23 protein-coding genes are annotated in these 23,329 nt (G+C 31.7%); 2 read left to right on the top strand and 21 right to left on the bottom strand.

All coding sequences use genetic code 11. The features are described from left to right. Positions 1-38: 38 nt before the first annotated feature. The 16 genes from OC535_RS13890 to OC535_RS13965 form a co-directional block, all read right to left on the bottom strand. Positions 39-434, bottom strand: coding sequence for a pyridoxamine 5'-phosphate oxidase family protein (locus OC535_RS13890; protein WP_498824083.1), 396 nt, complete (start codon positions 432-434; stop codon positions 39-41). 139 nt (positions 435-573) lie between these two features. Beyond that, positions 574-1,026, bottom strand: a complete 453-nt coding sequence (locus tag OC535_RS13895; protein ID WP_227052580.1) for an Rrf2 family transcriptional regulator — start codon at positions 1,024-1,026, stop codon at positions 574-576. A 291-nt stretch (positions 1,027-1,317) separates the two neighbouring features. Continuing rightward, complete coding sequence (locus OC535_RS13900; protein WP_024720691.1) at positions 1,318-2,049, bottom strand: dihydrofolate reductase family protein; 732 nt, start codon at positions 2,047-2,049, stop codon at positions 1,318-1,320. A gap of 23 nt (positions 2,050-2,072) precedes the next feature. Next, positions 2,073-2,474: a cupin domain-containing protein gene (locus tag OC535_RS13905; RefSeq protein WP_227052579.1), complete on the bottom strand. Its 402-nt coding sequence runs from the start codon at positions 2,472-2,474 to the stop codon at positions 2,073-2,075. Positions 2,475-2,605: 131 nt separating this feature from the next. Then, a complete protein-coding gene (locus OC535_RS13910; protein WP_498824084.1) occupies positions 2,606-3,490 on the bottom strand; it encodes a LysR family transcriptional regulator in 885 nt (294 codons plus the stop codon). A gap of 112 nt (positions 3,491-3,602) precedes the next feature. Beyond that, positions 3,603-4,415, bottom strand: a complete 813-nt coding sequence (locus tag OC535_RS13915) for a class I SAM-dependent methyltransferase (protein WP_498824085.1) — start codon at positions 4,413-4,415, stop codon at positions 3,603-3,605. Between the two features lie 301 nt (positions 4,416-4,716). Continuing rightward, the gene (locus OC535_RS13920; RefSeq protein ID WP_498824105.1) at positions 4,717-5,082 is read right to left on the bottom strand and encodes an ArsR/SmtB family transcription factor; all 366 of its coding nucleotides are present in this window, start codon (positions 5,080-5,082) and stop codon (positions 4,717-4,719) included. A 12-nt stretch (positions 5,083-5,094) separates the two neighbouring features. After that, complete coding sequence (locus OC535_RS13925; protein WP_498824086.1) at positions 5,095-6,966, bottom strand: heavy metal translocating P-type ATPase; 1,872 nt, start codon at positions 6,964-6,966, stop codon at positions 5,095-5,097. A gap of 48 nt (positions 6,967-7,014) precedes the next feature. Further along, positions 7,015-7,233: a cation transporter gene (locus OC535_RS13930; protein WP_024720694.1), complete on the bottom strand. Its 219-nt coding sequence runs from the start codon at positions 7,231-7,233 to the stop codon at positions 7,015-7,017. 135 nt (positions 7,234-7,368) lie between these two features. Next, positions 7,369-7,935, bottom strand: coding sequence for a DUF3793 family protein (locus tag OC535_RS13935; protein WP_227052574.1), 567 nt, complete (start codon positions 7,933-7,935; stop codon positions 7,369-7,371). Between the two features lie 2 nt (positions 7,936-7,937). Next, on the bottom strand, positions 7,938-8,294 hold the full coding sequence (nrdI, locus tag OC535_RS13940) for a class Ib ribonucleoside-diphosphate reductase assembly flavoprotein NrdI (RefSeq protein WP_498824087.1): 357 nt from the start codon (positions 8,292-8,294) through the stop codon (positions 7,938-7,940). Positions 8,295-8,441: 147 nt separating this feature from the next. After that, positions 8,442-10,187: an ABC transporter ATP-binding protein gene (locus OC535_RS13945; protein WP_227052572.1), complete on the bottom strand. Its 1,746-nt coding sequence runs from the start codon at positions 10,185-10,187 to the stop codon at positions 8,442-8,444. Then, the gene (locus tag OC535_RS13950; RefSeq protein WP_498824088.1) at positions 10,184-11,929 is read right to left on the bottom strand and encodes an ABC transporter ATP-binding protein; all 1,746 of its coding nucleotides are present in this window, start codon (positions 11,927-11,929) and stop codon (positions 10,184-10,186) included. The genes OC535_RS13945 and OC535_RS13950 overlap by 4 nt, the downstream gene beginning before the upstream one ends. A 65-nt stretch (positions 11,930-11,994) precedes the next feature. Next, a complete protein-coding gene (locus tag OC535_RS13955) occupies positions 11,995-12,606 on the bottom strand; it encodes a TetR/AcrR family transcriptional regulator (protein WP_227052570.1) in 612 nt (203 codons plus the stop codon). Positions 12,607-12,952: 346 nt separating this feature from the next. Further along, positions 12,953-13,228 carry a metal-sensing transcriptional repressor gene (locus OC535_RS13960; RefSeq protein WP_227052569.1) on the bottom strand — a complete coding sequence of 92 codons (276 nt, stop codon included), beginning with the start codon at positions 13,226-13,228 and terminating at the stop codon, positions 12,953-12,955. 127 nt (positions 13,229-13,355) lie between these two features. Further along, a complete protein-coding gene (locus OC535_RS13965) occupies positions 13,356-14,306 on the bottom strand; it encodes a ketopantoate reductase family protein (RefSeq protein ID WP_227052568.1) in 951 nt (316 codons plus the stop codon). Between the two features lie 188 nt (positions 14,307-14,494). Between OC535_RS13965 and OC535_RS13970 the strand changes: the two genes are divergently transcribed. Both OC535_RS13970 and OC535_RS13975 read left to right on the top strand, forming a co-directional pair. Beyond that, positions 14,495-14,707 (top strand): hypothetical protein, encoded by a 213-nt coding sequence (locus OC535_RS13970; protein ID WP_027089744.1) that lies wholly within the window; start codon positions 14,495-14,497, stop codon positions 14,705-14,707. A 3-nt stretch (positions 14,708-14,710) separates the two neighbouring features. Then, positions 14,711-16,819, top strand: a complete 2,109-nt coding sequence (locus OC535_RS13975; protein WP_498824089.1) for a heavy metal translocating P-type ATPase — start codon at positions 14,711-14,713, stop codon at positions 16,817-16,819. Positions 16,820-16,849: 30 nt separating this feature from the next. Here the strand turns inward: OC535_RS13975 and OC535_RS13980 are convergent, their stop codons facing one another. The 5 genes from OC535_RS13980 to OC535_RS14000 all read right to left on the bottom strand — a co-directional run bounded on the left by OC535_RS13980 (position 16,850) and on the right by OC535_RS14000 (position 23,325). After that, positions 16,850-18,580: an ABC transporter ATP-binding protein gene (locus OC535_RS13980; protein WP_498824090.1), complete on the bottom strand. Its 1,731-nt coding sequence runs from the start codon at positions 18,578-18,580 to the stop codon at positions 16,850-16,852. Continuing rightward, positions 18,573-20,324, bottom strand: a complete 1,752-nt coding sequence (locus OC535_RS13985; protein ID WP_498824091.1) for an ABC transporter ATP-binding protein — start codon at positions 20,322-20,324, stop codon at positions 18,573-18,575. Before OC535_RS13985 ends, OC535_RS13980 begins: the two co-directional genes overlap by 8 nt. A gap of 57 nt (positions 20,325-20,381) precedes the next feature. Continuing rightward, on the bottom strand, positions 20,382-21,014 hold the full coding sequence (locus OC535_RS13990; protein WP_227052564.1) for a TetR/AcrR family transcriptional regulator: 633 nt from the start codon (positions 21,012-21,014) through the stop codon (positions 20,382-20,384). Between the two features lie 174 nt (positions 21,015-21,188). Further along, positions 21,189-22,580 carry an LCP family protein gene (locus OC535_RS13995; RefSeq protein WP_498824092.1) on the bottom strand — a complete coding sequence of 464 codons (1,392 nt, stop codon included), beginning with the start codon at positions 22,578-22,580 and terminating at the stop codon, positions 21,189-21,191. Then, entirely contained in the window at positions 22,564-23,325 is a 762-nt protein-coding gene (locus OC535_RS14000; RefSeq protein WP_498824093.1) for a tyrosine-protein phosphatase, read from the bottom strand. The genes OC535_RS13995 and OC535_RS14000 overlap by 17 nt, the downstream gene beginning before the upstream one ends. Between the last annotated feature and the right edge of the window lie 4 nt (positions 23,326-23,329).

The following is a 23,329-nucleotide window of genomic DNA, read 5'->3' on the forward strand; positions in this document are numbered from 1 at the left end:
GCTTGAAACTATCAAGCTGCTTATCACTTTATTATTGATTAAAATTCATATGGTGGATTACCACTGAAATCAGCAATAACACCATGCAGATCTGCTAAATAAAAGACTTCAAATGTTGGATTATCAGGTGTCTGATAATTCTCTTTAACGATGGGATTTTCTAAAGCTGCCTTTTTAATTTCTAAATTATTTTCAAATACAGCTTTCCCATTGATTCTAAGCCATGCAAATTCTGGTGATGAAATACAAATTTCAATATAAGGATTTTCTTGCATATCTTTATAAACATCTTTTTGATTTCCTGTTGTAAACCATAATTTCCCTTTTTTTTCAAAACTAAACATAAAAGGTCGGCATTTTGCTTTGCCATCTCTTCCTACTGTAGCTAAATATTGTACTGGGTTATTAGTTAAAAATTCTACAACTTTATCCATACTATTTCCTCCTTGTTGTAACTTTTTTTATTACAATAAAAAATATATCACACCTTTATTGTAATGTCAATCATTACAACCGTTTTTTTTAAATATATAATAAACGCAATTAATATTAAAGGTAATCTAATTTTTTAGATTACCTTTGATTATTTCGTTCATTTGCAATACATTTTTTAGTATCTTCAATAACATCTTTTAAAGTAATTGACGCTAATTCTCTTTCCATCGCATTTTGTACTCTTAAAAGCTTATCATCTAATACATCATGAATGTTTCTTCCTACTTCACATTCTTGATTAGGATTTTCATGAAAATGAAATAATTCACCATTTCCAATACAATCAACTGCCTTATATATATCTAAAAATGTAATTTCATCTAATGGCTTTGCAATAGAAGCCCCGCCACTGCCCCTTACAACATTTACTAACTTTGCTGTTTTTAGCTGTCCTAATATTTTTCTAATAATGACAGGATTAACATTTGTGCTTAACGCTAAAAAATCACTTGTTATCTTTCTATCTTTAGCGAATGTATCAATACATGCAAATATATGTATTGCAAGAGTAAATCTACTAGAAATCTGCATATTTCCCTCCAACCTATTTATCTTTTATTCAAAATATATTTTAGTCTTCTATTATTGTCATGTCAATTATTACAATAATAAAAACTTAAGCTGTTTTTATTTTTTCAAATCTCGATAAATACCGGCTTGATCAAAAATAAAAATTCAATCGGCTCTTGCAAGCGTTACAAGTCAATGTATTATACTTTCAGCTTTCATCAACATTATTAACTATTTTTATCAACTAATAAAAATGATGAAATAAAATTCATCATTCTTCTCTCTTTTTTAAAATATTAACTTAAACCAGAATCACTTTTTATTATGATTGATTTCATAACGTAACCATATACCACCATGAGTCAGAACTTCGACATTCTTTAATTTAAAACCAATTGGATTATTTTGCGTCAATCCAGCTTTAGTTTCAAATAAAGTCGGTGCTGTAGCCGAACCATCAGCTGCTGGGGCAATAACAATACTTAATTCATCACATAATCCCGCCTGAATAAATGACCAGTTAAGTACACCACCACCGCCTAACATTAAAGTTTTAATTTGAAATTTTCGATATAATTTATCCAGTAGCTGTTCATAATCTAATTGGTCTTTTCCCGCAATGATATATGAAATATTTAATTTTTGTAACATTGCTTTATAGGAATTACTTGCTTTTTGGCTTAATACTTCAATAATATGGGCTGAAGTATCCTGATAAGTTAGAGTATTCTCTTGCCATCCTAATTTACCTGATAAATCAATAGAAACATAATACATCTGATAATTGCCAGTTGCAATAAAATCTCCCTCTGGTACTAACGGAGCATTTTTGTCTAATAGCGGTTTTTTGTATAATGTAAAATTATCATCTGTTGTTATTCTTCCTGACAGCCAGCCTTGATGTTTATAATAAGCATTTTTACCAAATGCAATATCGTAGAATTTATCACTCGGTTCATCACACTCTTGAAGATTCATATAATTTCCCATGATTTTTCCATCGAGTGAAGTCAACATATGACAAAATATATAAGGTCGCTTCATATTATTTTTCTCTTATATCAAATTTATTTTAAACGCTGATACTCTTCTTCGCTTACTGGTTCACACCATTCATTAGATGCGCCTTCTGCCGGAACTTCAATTGCAATATGGGAAAACCAGCTGTCTTTAGCAGCACCATGCCAATGTTTTACTTCTGTGGGAATACTTACAACATCGCCAGGATGAAGTTCAATTGCTTCTTTACCCCACTCTTGATAATATCCTCTACCATCTACACAAAGTAGGATTTGTGCCCCTTTATGATGAATATGCCAATTATTACGACAGCCTGGTTCAAATGTTACATTAGCAACCCCCACGCCTTGATTATTAGCCAGCAGTGCTAAATAACTTTGGCCTACAAAATATTTTGCATAAGCATCATTTTTTTCACCAATTGCAAATAACGGTTTGAATTCTTCCATTTTTATCTACCTCCACATATTTTTAATCTATCATCAGATATCTTCAATCAACAAAAAATGTAGATATCCTTTAACATCTACATTCTAACGTTCTTCTATTATTATGTCTAATACTTATTTTTAATGATTTATCATTCATTAATTGCATGATAAACTTCATCGATAAATTTAGTAATCAGCGGTGATAAAGTTTGATGCTTTTTCCAAACAAAAACTGTACCCGTCAATAATTCAGGATAAAAAGGAATAAATTTGATTTTATCATGACACTGATTATAAAAAGCCCCTTCAATCGTAATAGCACTGCCAATTCCTTGAGTGATCAGTGGAATTATATTCGATAAAAAATTATAAGTTGCAATAAAATGGAGTTTTTCATAATCACTTTTAAACCAGCTTGCTATTTCATTTTGAACAAGCGAACGCTTAGTATTTAATAACGGGATATTTATTAGATCTTTAGCTGTTACAGATGCTTTATTAGCTAAATGATTATCCTTAGAAACAACGATTCCCCAGCGTTCTTTTTGTGGTAATCTAATATATTCATATCTTTCTAAATCTACTGGTTCCAAAAGAATTCCTACATCTATAATACCCTGATCTAACTTTTCTTTAACTAAATCTGCGTTTCCAGTATAAAAATCGTAAGTTACTTCAGGATATTTATTAGAAAACTTTTTAATAATATCTGGTAAAAATAAATGGGTATACAAACATTCAGCCATTCCCAGCATAATTTCACCAGTCAGATTATCATTATCGCTAATAAGTTCTTTTTCTGTTTTTTCAATGAGATCAATGATTTCTTCGGCTCTTCTTTTTAACAGAACTCCTGCTTCGGTCAACTCGATCTTCCTTTTTCCTCTTATCAATAATTGTTTTCCAACTGTTTGCTCTAACTGCATTAATTGACGGCTCAATGCTGGCTGTCCTAGATGCAGGCGTTTGGCTGCTCGAGTAATATTTTCTTCTCTTGCTACCATAAAAAAATAATAAAGCGTTCTTAATTCCATTTTATTTCTGCTCCTTTTCATGATCATAAATATTATATCACAATCAGGATAACAAACTTTTATCTTAAATACTATTATTTAAGTGAATATTCTATCTTCAATAAAATGTATCTTAAAATAAAATTTCAACAAACTTCATAATTCCCATTTTACATCCAAGCTTTAAAATAAAACGAATCATCAAAGGAATTTCTTGAGCCTTTTGAATATCATCAGGCAGCTTGGCATCGATCTGAATATTTTTAAATAACGGGCTCCATTTTAAAAACATCGTTTCATCATCTACAGCAAAATACATCATTGCCCCTTTATTTCCGTTCTTCTCTACTAATTTATTAGATTTTTTTACCCCATAGGAACTCTCACAATCAAAATAAATACCGCCCTGAGGAAAATGTTTTGCTAGTGCAATCATTAAATCTTTGATCTTTTCTAGTTGAAAATAATAAAGTAAACCTCCACAAATAATATAAACTCCCTGCTCCTTCTCGATCTTTTCCATCCAAGTAAAATCAAAAGCATCATAAGCAAGATTACTTTCACGTTCCTGGCAGGAAATCAATTGATTTCGAATCGCTATTACATCTGGTAAGTCAATATTGATCCAATGACATGATCCATTATCAACACTTCCAAATCCTGTAGCTAATCCACATCCTAAATCAACGATCGTAGCATTAGGATATTTTTTTAAATATACTTTAACTCTATCGCACAACATTCGCTGCCGAATCGCCCATGTCGTAATTTGAAATTCCTTTAGATTTAATGATTCGAAATCATAATCAATCTGATCTATTATTTTTAATGAAATTGGATCATTAAAAATATGGGGATATTTTTTGGCACAATATGCTCTTCCATACAAAGGTAAAAGCAAAGTTTCTTGAACTGTATCTTTTTTAATTATCATTTTTTCACTCATCACAATACTCCTATCATCTAGTTAGCTTATACTAACTATCTTATCATATCTATTTTTTTCTTTCAATCATCAAAAATAAGACTATATTTTTCTTTTCTATCCATACTATAGTGAGGTGAAACCATGCAATATCAAAATCTAAACCATTTAATTCAATCAAGCACAAGTTCTAGAAATTACTTTCTTTCCTTACCAGTAGAAAGACAGATCCAGCTGCATCAGTTAAATGACCATATCCATTCATTACAACAATTACATTTATATGCCAATATACTAAAAAATGAGCTTAAATAGCTCATTTTTAGTCTTCTTGAAGATGTTCCAAACCTTGATTGATAATCGTTCTAACATGTTCATCAGCAAGCGAATAAAACATTGATTTTCCTTCTCGTCTATTTTTTACTAGTTTATTTTGTTTAAGAATCCGCAACTGATGTGATATTGCCGATTGCGTCATGTTAAGCGCTGCTGCTAAATCACACACACATACTTCAGCTTCAAACAAAACAAATAAGATCCTAATTCTAGTTGAATCGCCAAAAACTTTATACAGCTCAGCCAAATCATATAACTCTTCTTCTGGCGGCATCTTTTCTTCGACTATCTTTAATAAATCTTCATGAACTTCAACTGTATCACAGCATTCTACTTTTTGACTACTCACAATATTCCTCACTTTCTATAAATGACTGACCCGTAAAGCCCGAATAGCATTTAAAACTGCTAATACCATAACTCCAACATCAGCAAAAATTGCAATCCACATATTAGCAATACCAATAGCGCCTAAAATCAAACAAATTACTTTAACGCCGATTGCAAAATAAATATTTTCATAAACGATTCGAATACATTTTTTCGATATTTTTATTGCTTTAGCAATTTTTAAAGGATCATCATCCATTAAAACAACATCAGCTGCTTCTATTGCCGCATCACTTCCTAAAGCACCCATAGCAATTCCAATATCTGCTCTTGATAAAACTGGAGCATCATTGATACCATCACCAACGAAAGCAACTTTTTCTTTATTTCCTTTATTTTGCAATATTTCCTCTACTTTGTCAACTTTATCAGATGGTAATAAATCACTGTATACTGCATCTATTTTCAATTCTTCGGCTACTTGATCAGCAACACTTTTTATATCACCAGTTAACATGATCGTTTTTTTAATACCAATTTTTTTCAAAGCTTGAATTGCTTCTTTAGCATGCGGTTTCATTAAATCAGAAATTAAAATATGACCAGCATATTCATTATTGATAGCTACATGAACAACGGTTCCAACACTATGACATTGTTGACATGAGATATTTAATTTTTTCATTAATTTAATATTTCCAACAGCAACATCTTGACCATCAACTTTAGCAATGATTCCATGACCACTGATTTCCTGAACATCTAAAACACGATGCTGATCAATTTCTTTACCATATGCTTTTTGTAAACTTTTACTAATTGGATGGGTTGAATAACTTTCTGCTAAAGCCGCATATTCCAATAATTTATCTTTATCGATACTGGCATGATGAATTCCTGTTACTTCAAACACACCTTGTGTCATTGTTCCCGTTTTATCAAAGACAACATATTTCGTTTGGGCTAGCGTTTCTAAATAATTTGATCCCTTAACTAAAACCCCTTCATGACTAGCACCACCAATTCCCGCAAAAAAGCTTAATGGGATACTAATGACTAAAGCACAAGGACAGCTAATAACTAAAAACGTTAATGCTCTTGAGATCCATTCACCCCAATTCGCATCAATATTTAAAAATAATAGGGAAATAACTGGTGGTAAAAAAGCTAAAGCCACAGCACCATAACAAACGGCCGGTGTGTAATATTTAGCGAATTTAGAAATAAAATTTTCTGATCTTGATTTCTTAGAGCTGGCATTTTCAACTAGATCTAATATCTTAGATACTGTTGATTCACCAAACTCTTTTGTTGTTTTGATCTTTATTAGACCGTTTAAATTAATACAGCCACTCATTACTTCATCATTTATACTAACTTCACGTGGTAAACTTTCTCCTGTAAGCGCACTAGTATTTAAAGTAGTTTTTCCCTCAATGATGATTCCATCAAGAGGTATTTTTTCACCTGGTTTTACAACGATGATGCTTCCAATTTCTACTTCATCAGGATCCACTTTTTCAACTTCTCCAGATTCATTTTCAATGTTTGCGTAGTCGGGTCTAATATCCATTAAATCACTGATATTGCGACGACTTTTACCAACAGCATAACTTTGAAACAACTCTCCGATCTGGTAAAAGAGCATGACCGCAACGCCTTCTTTATATTCACCTAGAGCAATTGCCCCTACTGTTGCAACTGCCATTAAGAAATTTTCATCAAAGACCTGACGATTTAAAATTCCTTTGATTGCCTTTTTTAAAATATCATATCCGATAACCAAATAAGGTATCATATATAATCCAAATTCTAAATATCCTTCAACATCAATAAATTCTAAAGCGATAATACAGATCAATGCAATAATAATTCTTTGCAAAACCTTTTTTTGTTTCTTATTCATATTCGTCCCTCCATTAAAAAACGCTACAGTCATGCAGCGTTTGAATCATTATAAGAAAATTTCACAATCATCTTCAACAATTTTACAATTTTTAATAACATCCTGCATAACAGCTTTTACATCTGCACCATCTTCAAATTCAACTGTCATTTTTAAAGTCATAAAGTTGACAACGGCATCTTTGACTCCAGCTGTTTTCTTAGTAGCTTCTTCCATTTTATTAGCGCAGTTTGCGCAATCTACATCAATCTTATAAGTTTTTTTCATTTTTTATATCTCCTTTATTATTCATTTGAACAATTGTTCATTTGTTAATTTTATTTTACCACTTATATTGCTGATGTCAAGATAAATACTCAATATTTATCTAAAATAAAAATGATGAAGATCAATTCATCATTTTTAAAAAACTTTTGCCATAATATCAAAAACTGACTCACCACAAGATATTTTATTTTTAATTGTTCTTGTACAAGAATCAAAACGTTTAAAAGTTTTGATGTTATTTTTCACATGACTATAAACTTTCCAATGTCCCGCATATCGATAATGATCTTTATCATTAATAAACCCGATCACATCACAAAGAGGATATCCTAGAAAAATACCAATTTCATGAGGAAAATCATCGTCTAATAAACGCATTTTCAAATGTTCTATAGCTTTTAAAGCACTATCACAGGGATATTGATACTGCTTTAAAAAACTCTGAATCGGAAAATGAGTTAAAGTATGATAAAGTTTATCATTTTGATACACATAAATCAAAAAACTAGTTTGATATTCTTTTAAAATACAGATCTGCAAACCATACTGACGAAACTTTTGATTAAAATATTGCAAACATTCATGACAATTAGGGAAATCTTTTTTCGTGATTCGAAAAAGACTAGCTGTTTTTAGATTAGCTAAAGTTGGCGCACTATAAAGCGCTAACTTTTCTTGAAAAATATCACCATTAGTAGGCATTATTAAAGTTTATTAATAATCTCTGTCATTTTTACAATATCTTCATCAGTTCCTTCATTCTCTACCTTATATAAACATGGGACTTGATATTGCTCGCTGATCGTATCTCCAGCTTGACAATAAGCCTCACCATAACCAAGATCACCGCTGACAATGACCCCTTTTAACAAACTACCATTACCATTTAAAAAATCTTCTACTTCTGCAGGTACATCTCCATAACCATCAGTATAAGTGAAAAGAATAAAATCTTGATCACAGCTTTCACTTCCGGTTTCGATTTTTAAAGGATCACTTAATCCTAATCTTTCAACGATTGATTCAACATTACCTGTTCTTGATGCATATACAAATTTCATAACTTCCTCCTTGGTTAGTTTAGACTAACTAATATTTTATTTTATAGGTTAGCCTTAGCTAACTTATATTAAAATTATCATGTTTATCTAAAAAAGTCAAGAATATCATTAATAAAATTTCTTATTTAAAATGGTCAGTCATATTGACTAACCACTTGATTTTAAATCTAACATTTGTTTTGATTGACGCAAAGTTACAAACTGCTTATAAATACCTTCACTTTGTAACAACTGGCCATGTTTGCCTTGTTGGACGATCTTACCCTGATCGATTACAAGAATCTGATCAGCTTCTTGAATCGTATTTAAACGATGCGCAATTACTAATAGTGTTTTTCCTTTGACAAGCTGCAAAATCGCTTCTTGAATATAACTTTCATTATCAACATCAACACTTGCCGTTGCTTCATCTAAAATAACGATTGGGGCATCTTTTAAAATGCATCGCGCAATCGCGATTCTTTGCTTTTCACCACCAGATAAAGAAGCCCCACCTTCACCAACGACGGTTTCAAAACCATTTGGTAAAGCCATGATAAAATCATAACATCGGGCCTTTTTAGCAGCCTCAATAACTTCTTCTTTCGTTGCCTCGGGCCTACCCATGGCAATATTGTTATAAATCGTATCTTGAAACAAATAAACTCGTTGAAAAACCATACTGATTGAATTCATCAACTGTGATAATGGAATATCTCGGATGTCAACACCATTTATTTTGATACTTCCAGATTGAATATCCCAAAAACGGGCTAATAAATTAGCAAGTGTCGATTTACCACTTCCAGATGCTCCTACTAATGCAAACATCTGATTCTTCTTTATTGTAAATGAAATATCATGAAGTACTTCTTTTTTACCATAGCCAAAGTGCACATGTTCAAACGCGATTTCTAAATCATCATTATTTACTGATGATCTACCATCATCTGATAATTCTTTTTGGGCAAATATTTCTTCGATTCGATCCATACAGCTGTTCATGACTGTTAATCTGGTATTTTGACTATAAAAGGCCTTAACCGGAGTAAATAAATCAAATACAAATAAAATAACTCCCATCAAGTAAGGCACTGAGATTATTTGCTTTTGATTTAAATACAGCGATAATCCTAAAATAACGACCGATGCCAATCCACAGGCTATTGACAAATAACGATGTGCTGGTGCCAGTTCTTCTTCAAAATGCAGATTTGCCTGGCAGCTTTTAACAAAGTTATTCGTTAATTCCTGTGATTTTTCACCTAAAAGATTATATGTTTTAATGATACTCATTCCTTCAATATAATCTAATACCGCATTAGTTAAATTTTCACTTTGCTGCTGACGCATATCGGAATTTTTCATTGCTATTACATTCATCTTTCTAGCGATCAATAAAATAATGCCAATTAAAATTAATGAAACCAAACCTAACCAAATATTTAAAATGAACATAAAAACAACCATGATTCCCTGAGTAAAAAGATAATTCATCATATTGGCAATCTGTGTCATACAGTTTTCTTCAATAAAAACCATATCCGTTGATAAAACCGAACTGATCTTACCAATATTACCCTCTGTAAAATATCCCATCGGCATTTTTCTTAAATGTGCTCCTAAATCCATCCTCATCTTCGCAAAGATATTAAGTCCTGCAAAAGATTGAAGGCGATCACTGAAATTTTGACATAACGCTTCTAAAATGACACAAATAACCAGACCTGCTGCTATTTGCAGACATAGCTGCTTATTCATTTCCTGATAATAAAAAGCTTGAAAAACAACAAACGCAAAGCATAGCGGAGCTTTTGACAACATCGATTTTAAAAACGAGAAAATAAATGCCTGATAGATCTTTTTCTTATATTTTCCAGAAATATTAAGAAGACGTTTAATTAGTGCAATCATATATGTTCTCCTTTCGCAGCTATTTTCCATTTTTCACTGCCTAGAGCAGCCTGCCATAATTTTTGATAACTTGGTGAAACCTGCAACAATTGTTCATGTTTTCCAGTTGCTTCTAAATAACCATTATTTAAAACACAGATCTGATCAGCATGAATAATAGTTTGCAGACGATGAGCAATTACAATAACTGTTTTATTTTTAATCACTTCACTTATTGCCTGATTCATTTTGTCTTCATTTTCAGGATCCATAAAAGCCGTCGCTTCATCTAAAATAATGATAGGAGCATCTTTTAATATTGCTCGTGCTAATGAAATTCGTTGTCTTTCACCACCAGAAAGCTGTTTTCCGCCATCACCTGCTAATGTTTCAATACCATTTTCTAATTTATCTAAAAATTCATTACATTGTGCTTTTCTAGCTGCTTCTTTTACTTCTTCATCACTAGCGTTTAAATTTCCAATCCGAATGTTTTCTTTTAATGATGTATTAAATAAAAATTGATCTTGGGAGACATAAGAAATTTGCTGATTTAGCGCTTCAATGCTCATATCTTGGATATTTTGCGTCCCAATTTTAATTGTTCCTTTCGTTGGGTCATAGAAATGGACTAATAATTTAGCTAGCGTTGATTTCCCGCTTCCCGACTCACCAATAAGCGCTACTGTGCTGCCTTGTTTGATCTTAATATTAATATCATGAAGTACTTCATCTTTTTCATAGGCAAAGCAAACGTCATCAAAAACAATATCATAATTTTTTCCTTGAAAACCTTTCTGACTTTGTTTTAATGGCGCTGAAGCCATCATCTTTTCCAGTGCTTCAACTTTATAATTGATCTGTGGTAAAGTTCCTCCAAATGACATTGCTTTAAGTAATGGAGCCCCAATTGCAAAAGACATACATAAAACAAGTACTAGATGACTTAAAGTAGAATAACCACATAAAACAAAATAAGATCCTAAAGGCAAAGTCACGATTGCCACACATGGAATAAGACTACTATATAAAGCCATATACGGATAACAAAGCTTATACCAGGCAAGCGTTAAATCACGATAAGACATAACACCTTTTTCATAGCGATGATAAGATTCTCCATCACGATTAAAAACTTTGACTACTTCCATACCGTTGATATATTCGATGATGGTATTGTTCATTTTTAATGCTGCTGCATAATAATTATTCATTTCTTTCATTCCGATCTTAAACATTGCCCCCATTGCAAACATTCCTAGCGGTAATGAACAAAGTGATAATAAAGCTAATTTCCAATCAACTAAAAACATCGCTATATAAACAATAATTGGTATCATTAAGTTAGCTATTCCCTCTGGTAAAGCATGTGCAAGAATTAATTCAATTGAATCGATATCATCGATAAACATCTTTTTTAATGCCCCAACACCTTTATTTTCGATCGTTCCTAAGGGTTTAGCTTCTAGCTTTTTTTGTAAAGAAATACGTAGATTTTTTAGTGTATGATAAGCACTTTGATGTGATAAAGTTAGTCCTAATACATATAAGATTCCATATAGCACAAGACTTCCCGCAATCAAAATAAGACGATTGATCAAATAAGAAAAAGTCAACGTCTGATAACTTAACAGACTGTCAATAATTTGATAGACAAAATAGTAAGGAATAACACTAAATACTACACTAATAATTAAAGTAATAACTGCTAAATAAGTAATTTTACGATACTTACCAGCATATTCCAGTACTTTTTTAAACATAAGTTCCCCTTTCTGGGTTAGCAAAAGCTAACTATCGGTGTTTTTATAAACTCCCATACGGGAGTTTAAATACCTAATACTTGATACCAGTCGAAAAGCAAACAAACAAAATGACTATGTTCAACAATTTCATCCCATGAAAAATCATGAATAAACGGCTCATAAATAGTTGCCCAAAAGGCTGATAGAAGAACATGTAATTCCTTTTGGGAAAGATCTTTATGACATTTTCCCCGCTTAACAAGTTCTAAATAATACGGATAAGTTTCTATCGTCATTAATTGAACCCAGTCATGATCAAAATTCGAATATTTTGTTCCTTCACTACAGCTTAATAGAAGAACAAAACCATCTTTTCTTTGATAAAGAAAATCGAACCACCAAAGCATTGCTGCTTCATCCATATTCCAGGCAAGCTTTAATTGCTCATCTGTCAAATAACCGCGATTTTCTATTTTTTTAGATTCTAAAATTTCATTTAAATCATCAAGGGTTGGCTGGACGATTGCTCCAAACAATTCTTCTTTTCCTTTATAACGTTTATATAATGCTCCTGTCGTCACATTAGCATTAGTACAGATTGTTTTTAATGAGGCTTTTTCGAAGCCGTTTTTTAAAAATTCTTCTTTTGCACTTTTCAGGATTCTAGGATCTATTGATTCATCTGGTTTTGCCATACTTACTCCTTTCAACTGATAATTAGATTATCGATAATCTAATTATCAGTATAACCTTTATTTCTTATTTGTCAATTCAAAACCTCTAATTTATTTATATTATAACGATTATTAAAAATAAAAGTAAATAAAAATCATATCATAAACGATATGATTTTACATCAACAGTGATACTTTCAAAATGACAACTCCTACAATTATTGTAATACTATATATCTTTTTAGCTTCCTTATCCTCACGATCTAAAAAAGATAAAAAATTCCTGCCCCAATAATCTAATTAATGCAAAAAAGCATAGTCAAAAATGACTATACCTCATTTAATAAAATTCTACTCACAATTTCATTTATCGCATATTTGCAAAACGCTCAACCGCCTTAGTAAAACTCTCGATCGTTTTATCAGCATCACCATGTTCAATACCATCACGCACACAATGTTTGATATGCCCTTCTAAGACAACCTGTCCAGCCTTGTGCAAGGCTGACTTTGCAGCATTGATTTGTGCTAATACATCTTCACAGGGAACATCCTCATCAACCATTCTATCGATTGCTTGAACTTGTCCAATAATCTTTTTCAATCTTCTATGCAGATTGTCAGCATCCATACATTTTCTCATCATATTCCTCCTTATACCTATAAGGGTATATGTTATATACTAATCAATGAATTATTAAATGTCAAGCTATCAAAATTATATCAACTACACTTTAAAGTACTATCAATCAAATATGCTTTATCGTTATTTATAATAATTGCCAATCACCCATCGCATCTTTTAACTCTTGCCAAAAAGGCATAGATATTGCAGCCTCTTTACATAAAACATCAAACTGCCGATCTAACAAACGCATCTCAGCTACAGCATGCATGGCATGATCGCTAGCTGCCAAACGGCCTAATGGTGTTTTACATATAATAAACATCATCATTACCATTAAAAATCTTTTTGCCCCTGGTTGAAAATATCGATCATCATCTTTAGGACAGATTGGATAACCACATTTTTTTATAACTTCATAGCCTTCATTAGTAGCATCTAAAATCATTTTTCGCTGCTTTCTCGTTGCTTTAGGTAATTTACCAGCAACATTATAACAGACATAACAAATCGGTAAAATAAATGCTAAATGACATTTCAACCATGCATCCATTTGAATCTGCCAAGTGAGTTTATAAGCAGTAGACTTAAAAAGTTCTTCTATCTGGTTTTGAAAAGATGGTGATAATGAACCATTAGCTTTTCCAATCGTCATCGATAAACTTTTATAAATACTAATAACCCGCTCTTTTTCTCTACGACCACCTGTTCCTTGAAAAGCAAATGCAATTTCTTTTTTTGTTTGTGATAGCTTTTGTATTTTTTCTTCGATACCTGGAGCATCACCATTATTACCAACTAAGATGATTCTTGAACTAGTATTTTTTGATAAAATAGGCACGATTGAGGCCAATTGATTACATTGCATCACAACAAAAATTAAATCATATCGATCATTTGGCAGTAATGTTTCAATGGTACAAATTCGATCAACAGATGTTTTTCTTTGAATATAATGACGAATAAGCAAACCATTTTTATCAATATTTTCTTTCCAGCTTCCCCTAGCAAGAAGGGTTATATCATGCTTTGTTTGTTGTAAAGTGTGTGCTAATTGGCATCCTAAGACACCAGCACCATATATAAGAACTCTCATTATTTTCCTCTTTTCATTGATTATAAATATAAGTTAGCAATAACTAATTAAATAATATCATATTTTTTTCTTTTTTCGATAAATATTTAATCATTTTGATCTAAATGTTTGAATTCAAAATAAAAATGGCGTATTGTTATATTGTGATAGCAATCAGCTATCAAAAATTTTAATAAGGGGGATCTTGTATGAAAAAAATAATTGCATCATTTGCTGGAGGCGTGATTACAGCGCTTGTAGGAAATCATTTTATTAAAACTGATAAGGCAAGAACAATTGCTGTTAATTCGCTAGCAACAGGAATGAAAATAAAAGACGATGTTGTTGCAAGCTATGAAACAATGAAAGAAGATGCACTTGATATCGTCAATGAAGCTAAAAATAAAAAAGATGGTGAATAGTAAATGCTAACCTATCAAATCGTTCATGATATTCCTGGTAGAATGCGAATTCGTTATGGACGTTATGCTTTTTCAAAAAATATTGAACCTAGTCTTTGTAATGAATTAAAAAAATGGCAGATGGTTTTTCAAATCGAAGTCAATCATATTACAGGCAGTATTTTATTTATTTATGATAAACAAAGACGTGATGATTTACTCCAACTTGTTGAACAGTTATCCATTGATGAATTTACACCAGTTATACCATTGACAGAAAATGATAAAAGTTATGAATTAATGCAAAAAAATATTAAAGATCATTATATTAAAAATTTTAGTATTTTGCTTTTTAAAAGATATTTTGTCAAGTGGCTTTTACCACTACCATTTCAGCGAATTTCTTGTTTTATCATGGCCTGTCAGTACTTTAAAAAAGGACTCCATTCGTTGAAAAAAGGAAAAATAAATGTCCCAGTATTAGATGCTACAAGTATTGGGGTTTCCATGATTAACGGTCAGTTTAATACTGCAGGAAATATCATGTTTTTATTATCGATTTCAGAATTATTAGAAGACTATACTAAAAAGAAGACAACTTTACAGCTTAAAGAAAGTTTATCATATCACTTAAATAAAGTATGGATCTTAGAAAATGAAACTGAATTAGAAATTCCTATGCCACAATTAAAAAAAGGTGATATTGTCATTATCCAAACAGGAGCGATGATTCCAATTGATGGTGAAATCACTAGTGGTGAAGCAATGGTCAACGAATCTAGTTTTACTGGTGAACCTTTAAGCAAACATGTAAAAGAACATGATACTGTCTTTGCGGGAACTATCGTTGAAGAAGGAAAAATTTATGTTAAAGTTAGAAATCTACAGCAAGAAAGTAGAATTTCAAAAATAGTTGATATGATCGATACCAACGAATCATTAAAAGCAAGTATTCAAGCAAATGCTGAACATCTTGCTGATTCAATCGTCCCTTTCAGTCTGATGGGATTTTTGACAATGCTGCTTTTAACAAGAAGTTTAACAAGAGCCACATCGATCTTAATGGTTGATTATTCATGTGCTATTAAATTATCAACATCAATTTCTATCATCAGTGCGATGCAGGAAGCTAGTAAGCATTCAATCATGGTCAAAGGTGGTAAATATCTAGAAGCAATGGCTAATGCAAATACAATTGTTTTTGATAAAACGGGAATATTGACACATGCTACACCTTCGGTACAAGAAGTTATTCCTTTACAAAACTATTCTCGTGATGAAGTTTTATCGATTGCTGCCTGCTTAGAAGAGCATTTTCCTCATAGTGTTGCTAATGCAATTGTTAAACAAGCAGAAATTGAAAATCTTGTCCATTATGAAGAACATGCTAAAGTGGAATATATTATTGCTCATGGTATTGCGACATATTTACATGGTCAAAGAGCAATTATTGGCAGTGAACATTTTATTTTTGAAGATGAAAAAATCGAAAAAACTGATGAAATCGTCAACCTCATCCATGATTTGCAAAACCGCGGCTCTAGTTCTCTTATCTATCTTGCTATTGGTCAACAGTTAGCGGGAATAATCAGCATCTATGATCCATTAAGAGAAGAAGCTAAACAAGTTATTCATGAGTTGAAGATGAATGGTTTTGAAAATATTGTCATGTTGACTGGAGATTGTGAAAATGCAGCTAAACATATTGCTAAAGAATTAGAAATAACAGCATATCAGGCCAATGTATTGCCTGAAGACAAGGCTAAATATATTCGTATGTTAAAAGACAACGGACATAAAGTTGTTATGGTTGGTGATGGCGTTAATGATACTCCGGCTTTATCGGTGGCAGATATTTCTATTTCGATGCAGGATAGTTCTGATATTGCTAGAGAATTAGCGGATGTTACATTAGTATCTAGTCAGCTTCAAGAAATTGTAGCTTTAAAACAACTATCTGGATTACTTATGAAACGAATCAAAAAAAATTATGCTCAAATCGTGTCATTCAACAGCCTGCTTATTTTAAGTGGTTTATTTGGTTTATTACAACCTAGTACAAGTGCACTTTTACATAATGTCTCAACATTTGTTTTTTCGGCTAATTCAACTAAACCATTGATAAAAAAATAGTTAAAAGAACTGGAAAGTTTTCCAGTTCTTTTATAATTTCCAATTTGTAGTCTTTTCTCTTTCTAAAACAAAATTTCTATAAATACCGTCTTCTTGAATTAATTGCTCATGTTTTCCCTGCTGAACAATATTTCCTTGATCAATAACGATGATTTGATCAGCATTTCTTACTGTTTTTAAGCGATGAGCGATCATAATGATCGTTTTATTTTTCATCAACTGTTCCATTGCTTTTTGCAATTTATCTTCATTTTCAGGATCAACGTTAGCTGTAGCTTCATCAAAAATAATAATTGGGGCGTCTTTTAACATTGCTCGAGCAATCGAAATTCTTTGTTTTTGACCTCCTGATAATGATGAACCACCTTCACCAATAATAGTTTGATAACCATCAGGGAAAGCTTCGATAAAATCATCACAACATGCTTTTTTAGCAGCCTCTTTGACCATTTCTAAAGAAGCTTCAGGAACCCCAAATTTAATATTATTTTCAATCGTATCATTAAATAAATAAACATTTTGAAATACCATACTAATTTGCTCCATTAATGATTCTAATGTATAATCTTTTATATTTTTTCTACCAATCAAAATCTTTCCGTGATCAACATCCCAAAACCTGGCAATCAAATGACAAAGTGTCGTTTTTCCTGAACCGCTAGGTCCAACAACCGCAATAGTCGATTGGTTAGGAATCGTTAATGAAATATCATGAAGTATTTCTTTTTCACCATAAGAAAAATGAACATGATCAAGTACGATATCATGACGATCAGGAGCAAACTTTTGACCATTTTCATCAAGAAGTGGTGTTTCATCAATTTTATTAGCATGTTCAATCGAACTTCCAGCCACACGCAAAATAGCCATTCCGCTTCCTGCAGATTGAATTTGACCAAATATCATAAATGAAACGACGATCATCATTAAACAATAAGTTAGAGATAACGTATGTTGAAAATAAAATGCAATTGCAGCTACCATGATCAAGACGCTAAACAATTTCAATACAAGTTCCTGAGCAACAGTATATGGTGTAAATAATTTTTCCATATTAAAATTACTAGCTCGATTATATTCAATCGCCCGATCTATTTTTTTATCATCCAAACGTGTTAAGTTAAAAGATTTAACAATAAACATTCCACGAATATTTTCTAAAACTGCATCAACCAGTTGAGCTTCAGATTCTTGACGTTTTGGTGCTAATTTTCTTGATTTTTTCTCCATTTTAGCAGTGACAAATAAATACAAGATCGTTGCTATAACGACGATCAAACCGATTCGCCAATCAAAAATCAAGACATACAAGATAAAAACAAACGCATTAATAAAACCACTTAATATATTAACTAATACCATTGGTACGGTATTTTCCACTTCATCTAAAACAGTAGTCGTAATTCCCGTCATTTCCCCCATACTATTTTCATTAAAAAATCCCATTGGAATGCTTTTTAGACGATTACCGATATCGATTCGCTTATTTGCCGACATGAAATATCCAGCATGAGTCTGTTGCAATCTTGAAAAATAAAAGCAGATTATCCTTCCAATAATACTTAAAAGCATCATTAATAAAGACAAATAAATATAGCGGCGGTCTTGACTTTGTTCAACAATAGCACTTATCGCAAAAAATATAGCACCTACTTGAAACATATGAAAGACAGCATAAATAAAACCTATTGCAACTGATTTTTTAATATTACTCTGTTCATCACCAGCAAATAGCCATATTTTCTTAAAAACCTCAATCATCCTTCTCACCTTCCTTTGCTCCAATATGAGCTCGCCACATATCTTGATAAAGCTGACAGTCTTTTAATAATGACTGATGAGTCCCAACTGCTTCAATCTTACCATCATTAACAACGACGATTTGATCAGCCTCGATGATCGTTGATAAACGATGGGCAACAATGATAAGAGTTTTGTTTTTAACAAGTGAAGCAACGGCCTTTTGAATAATTGCTTCATTTTCAGGATCGATATAAGCTGTCGCCTCATCTAAGATAACGATTGGAGCATCTTTTAACATTGCTCGAGCAAGCGCAATTCTTTGCCTTTCACCACCAGATAAATGAGTACCAGCACCACCACAGTTAGTTTCATAACCATCTTCCAATTGACGAATAAACTCATCACAGCCAGCTGCTTTAGCCACGGCTTCAACTTCTTCATCACTAGCAGATACATTACCATTACGAATATTTTCGCGAATCGATTGATCAAACAAATAATTATCTTGTGACACATAGGCAATACAATCATTTAGCTGGGTCAAAGGAATATCATTCAATTCTTGTCCACCTAATTTAATACTGCCTTTTTCGATATCCCAAAAACCTGCAATCAGCTTTGTGATCGTTGATTTACCACTCCCGCTTGGACCAACAAATGCACACATTGTTTCTGGCTGGATCTTCAAGTTAATATCATGTAAGACCTCTTTTCCTTGATGATATGAAAATGAAACATTTTTTATTTCAATTTCACTATTTTTAATAGTAACTGGAGTTGTTTTATGATTTTGTTCAGGACTTTTTAAGATACTATCCAAAGTATCAACAGTCGTGCTCACCCTAGCAAGATCATCAATGAATGCTGATGCTGCTAAAAGCGGTTCAACGATTCCTAATGATAAAATCATGATCGTGATAAAATCATTAACTAATAAATTTCCATTCATCGTCATATATAGTCCAACTGGTAAAACAGTTACTAAAGTCGAAGGCGCAATTACTGTATATGCTGCCATGGGAAATTGACAGCTTTTCATCCAATGATAAAAATAACTTGCATTATCGATCACGGCCTGATGATATTTTTGATATGAGTTTTGTCCTTGATTAAAAGCTTTAATAACTTCGATCCCATTGATATATTCAACAATTGTATTATTCATTTTTTGAGTTATTTTTACTGATCCTTCATATTTTTTAGCATAATCTTTCATGATCAGCATCGAAAAAATCATACCAACTGGTAATGAAATCAGCGACACCAACGCCATTTTCCAGTTGATCATAAACAAATAAATAATAACTAACACTGGTGCTAGAATATTACTTGTCATTTCTGGTAAAAGATGTGCTAGAGGCCGCTCTATCCCCTCTACCTGATCGACAATGATTTGTTTCATTTGTCCACTAGGGATATCTAATAACGTACCCATCGGCAATTTTGCAAGTTTATGCATAAATTCTATACGAATATTTTTCATAATTGAAAAAGTTGCCTGATGTGAACATGATAAAGCAACAGCATAAAATATTGCTTTGATCGCATAACCTAAAAATGCAATTAAACACCAATTTAAGTAAAAATTAAAATTCTCATTTCCATTTAATAGCGCAACAATCATTTTGGCAGCACTATAATAAGCCGCCATACTGCTTGTTACCCCAATAACTGCTAATATAATTGCTAATAGTAATTTTCCATGTTCTTCTTTACCCATATTCCATAATCGAATATATGGTGAAGTCTTCTTTTCTTCCATATTTATCCTCCTTTTAGTTAGTAACGGCTAACCCAAAGGTTTAAAAGTAAGAGTTCGTTAGAACTCTATCTTTTCAGGATGGTATATCGTCTCATATCCGGCACTATAAAAATTTCTTAACCGCTGGATATAATGTGTAGCTTCTTCTTTTTTCATACTTTGAAAAACTATTTCAAAAACACTAGTAAAATACGATTTTGTCACAACATGTAAAAATGAACGGTTAGCTCTTCCTTTTTCAATTGCATCATTGCCTGTTGCTTCGATAAATTTAATCGTATATGCGACTTCTACATCAACAAGCCGTTCAATAAAATCAGCTGCTTTCGTTCCATAAGAACACTTTAAAAGCAATGTAAATTCATCAAAATGATCATAAATATAATCGATCATATCATCATAACATTCACTAGTAAAATCATATTTTAACGCATCTTGTTTTGTAGCATCGATTTCATGAAATATTTCCTGCTGGTTACAAAAATAATTTTCAAATTCACTTATAACCGGCTGCACGATCGCATCAAATAGTCCCTCTTTATCTTTGAATCTAGTATAAATAGAACTGGTACTTGTTTGTGCATTTTTAGCAATCACACGTAAAGACGCATCCTTAAAACCTTTTTCTAAAAATTCTTTTTTTGCACAGTCTATGATTTTTTCATAAACACCTTCTTTTAATTTCGCCATAGCTCCTCCAATTTAAAACATTGTTACGTAACACTGTTTTAAATATAATACATTAATTCTATTTTGTCAACTGCAATTAAAATTTAAATTCTTACTTAAGTCTAATAAATAAACTATTTGTTACTAAAATAGGGTCATGTTTCTAATTAAACATGACCCTAAACCAACATTTTATTAATATAATTCTTCTATTCGCGCTTTAGCCGCTTTAACCGATTCATCATCAGGAACCATCATATATAAATCATCCCCATAAATAGGTGAGTAAAGTGTTGCCCCACTACCATCAACGCTAGTCTGTTGAATATCCCAGGCACTCATGTCTTCTATTTGCATTCGAACTAAACTTATCATTTGGGTTTCTGAAATATTTGTTTGAAATGAGGAATTTAATGTTTCCAACAATGAATCATAACTATTTAAAATCGTTGGTGAAAGTACTTTATTGATGATTCCAGTAATTACACGCATCTGATTCCGACCTCGTTCTTTATCACCGTCTTCAAATGCATACCTTTCACGAGAGAAAGTTAAAGCCTCTTGACCATTTAAAGAAATAGTTCCAGCTTTAAAATTACCAAAGGCTTGTGGATTTTGAACTTCGATACCGCCTATTGTATCGACGATCTTGATAAGACTATCAAAATTGACTCTAACATAATAATCAATATTAATATTAAAATAGGCAGCAACATCAGCCATTGTCTCAGTGATTCCATATAATCCGCTATGAGTTAATTTATCTTTCTGACCATCAAGAATATTAAAAGGAATATAGTAATCACGCGGAATACTTGTTAATAAAACTTTTTTAGTTGTCGGATTCACAGTTATGATGATATTAACATCACTACGTGATTTAGTAGTGATAGCGCCATATGTATCGATACCACTAACATAAACACTAAATGTGTCTTTAGTAACATCTTTATTTTCTGGGGCTTCCATTTCTGATATATATTGTTTTGAATAAATGACTTTTGTATCATCTGAAAAAGAAGGATAATTTTCTTCAATTACTGAACGGTAAGATTCATTGATAATAATACAGTCAACATCATTACAATATAGTGCATTCACCAACGTTACTATTCCTGAATATATTTTAGGCTTGATATTTTCTTTATTTTCTCTTTGAATTTTTTTTATAGTTTTATCAACTAAACCATCATCAGCTGCTAATACTGAATATACTTTTCCTTTTAGATCCTGCGTATACTGGTAAGAACTATTTTTTTTAACAATTACAGAAACAGTATCTGTTTCAATGCGATTTTCTGTTTGAACTAAAGCATTCATAGTTTTATCAAAAATATAATTTATCGGAATTACTAATACACATAATAAGATAATTACTGTTTTTCCAGCTATTTTTATTTTTTTACTTTTAGCTTTATATTGACTCAATGCTAATATTACTACAAGAGCTAAAAAAATGATAATCATAATGAGCATATATTTAAATGACAAAATAGGATATTTATTAAATAGATATAAAATCCAGCCTAAGATCCCTGCTAAAATAATCATAAAATATGTTCTTATATCTTTAAAAATCTGATTCATTTTTTCCCTCCTCTTTAATAAAAGGAATCATCTTATCTTCAATCACAGCTTTAGGATGAAGATAAAGTAATCTTCTAGCATAATCAATCCCATAATTCAATTCTAAATAATCTTGTATTTCGTCCATATTAGTTCGCCGATAAATACTGTTATGACCATCACTAGCAACTATACTCACCAAATTATATTTCAATAATTTTTTTACCGTCATTTTTACCGTTGTCCCAAAACTTCCTAGTATACTTCCTCTATTAATTTGAGATAAACATCCTAGTTTTAACCAGTCATAAACTAACCATGGTTCTTGGTGAATACAGATGTATCGTTCTGGATGAGCAATGATCGGAATTTTCCCTATTTTAAGAATTTCTTTTAAAATCGTTGTTATATACTGGGGATGTTCATCAAATGCAAATTCTATTAAATAATACTTTGTTTTATTTAAGCCAATAACTCTTTGATTTATTATTTTTTCTACAATATCATCAGAAGCAAAAATTTCCATTCCTAAATAAACCTTTAAATCAATTTTTTCTTTTTCAAGTTCTCTACTAAAATTATCAAAAGATTTAATTAAACTAGCATCATAGAAATTTTCAAACCGCTTTATTTGATTACTATGCGGGGTAACGACCATCGCCCTAACTCCACTTTCAACTGCAAGTTTAGCCATTGCTATCGATTCTGCCATTGAATCTGCCCCATCATCTAAATCCGGCAAAATATGAACATGGATATCGATCATAGAT

It is taken from the genome of Clostridium sp. Marseille-Q5894 (genome assembly GCF_946902305.1).
Lineage (GTDB): Bacteria > Bacillota_I > Bacilli_A > Erysipelotrichales > Coprobacillaceae > Thomasclavelia.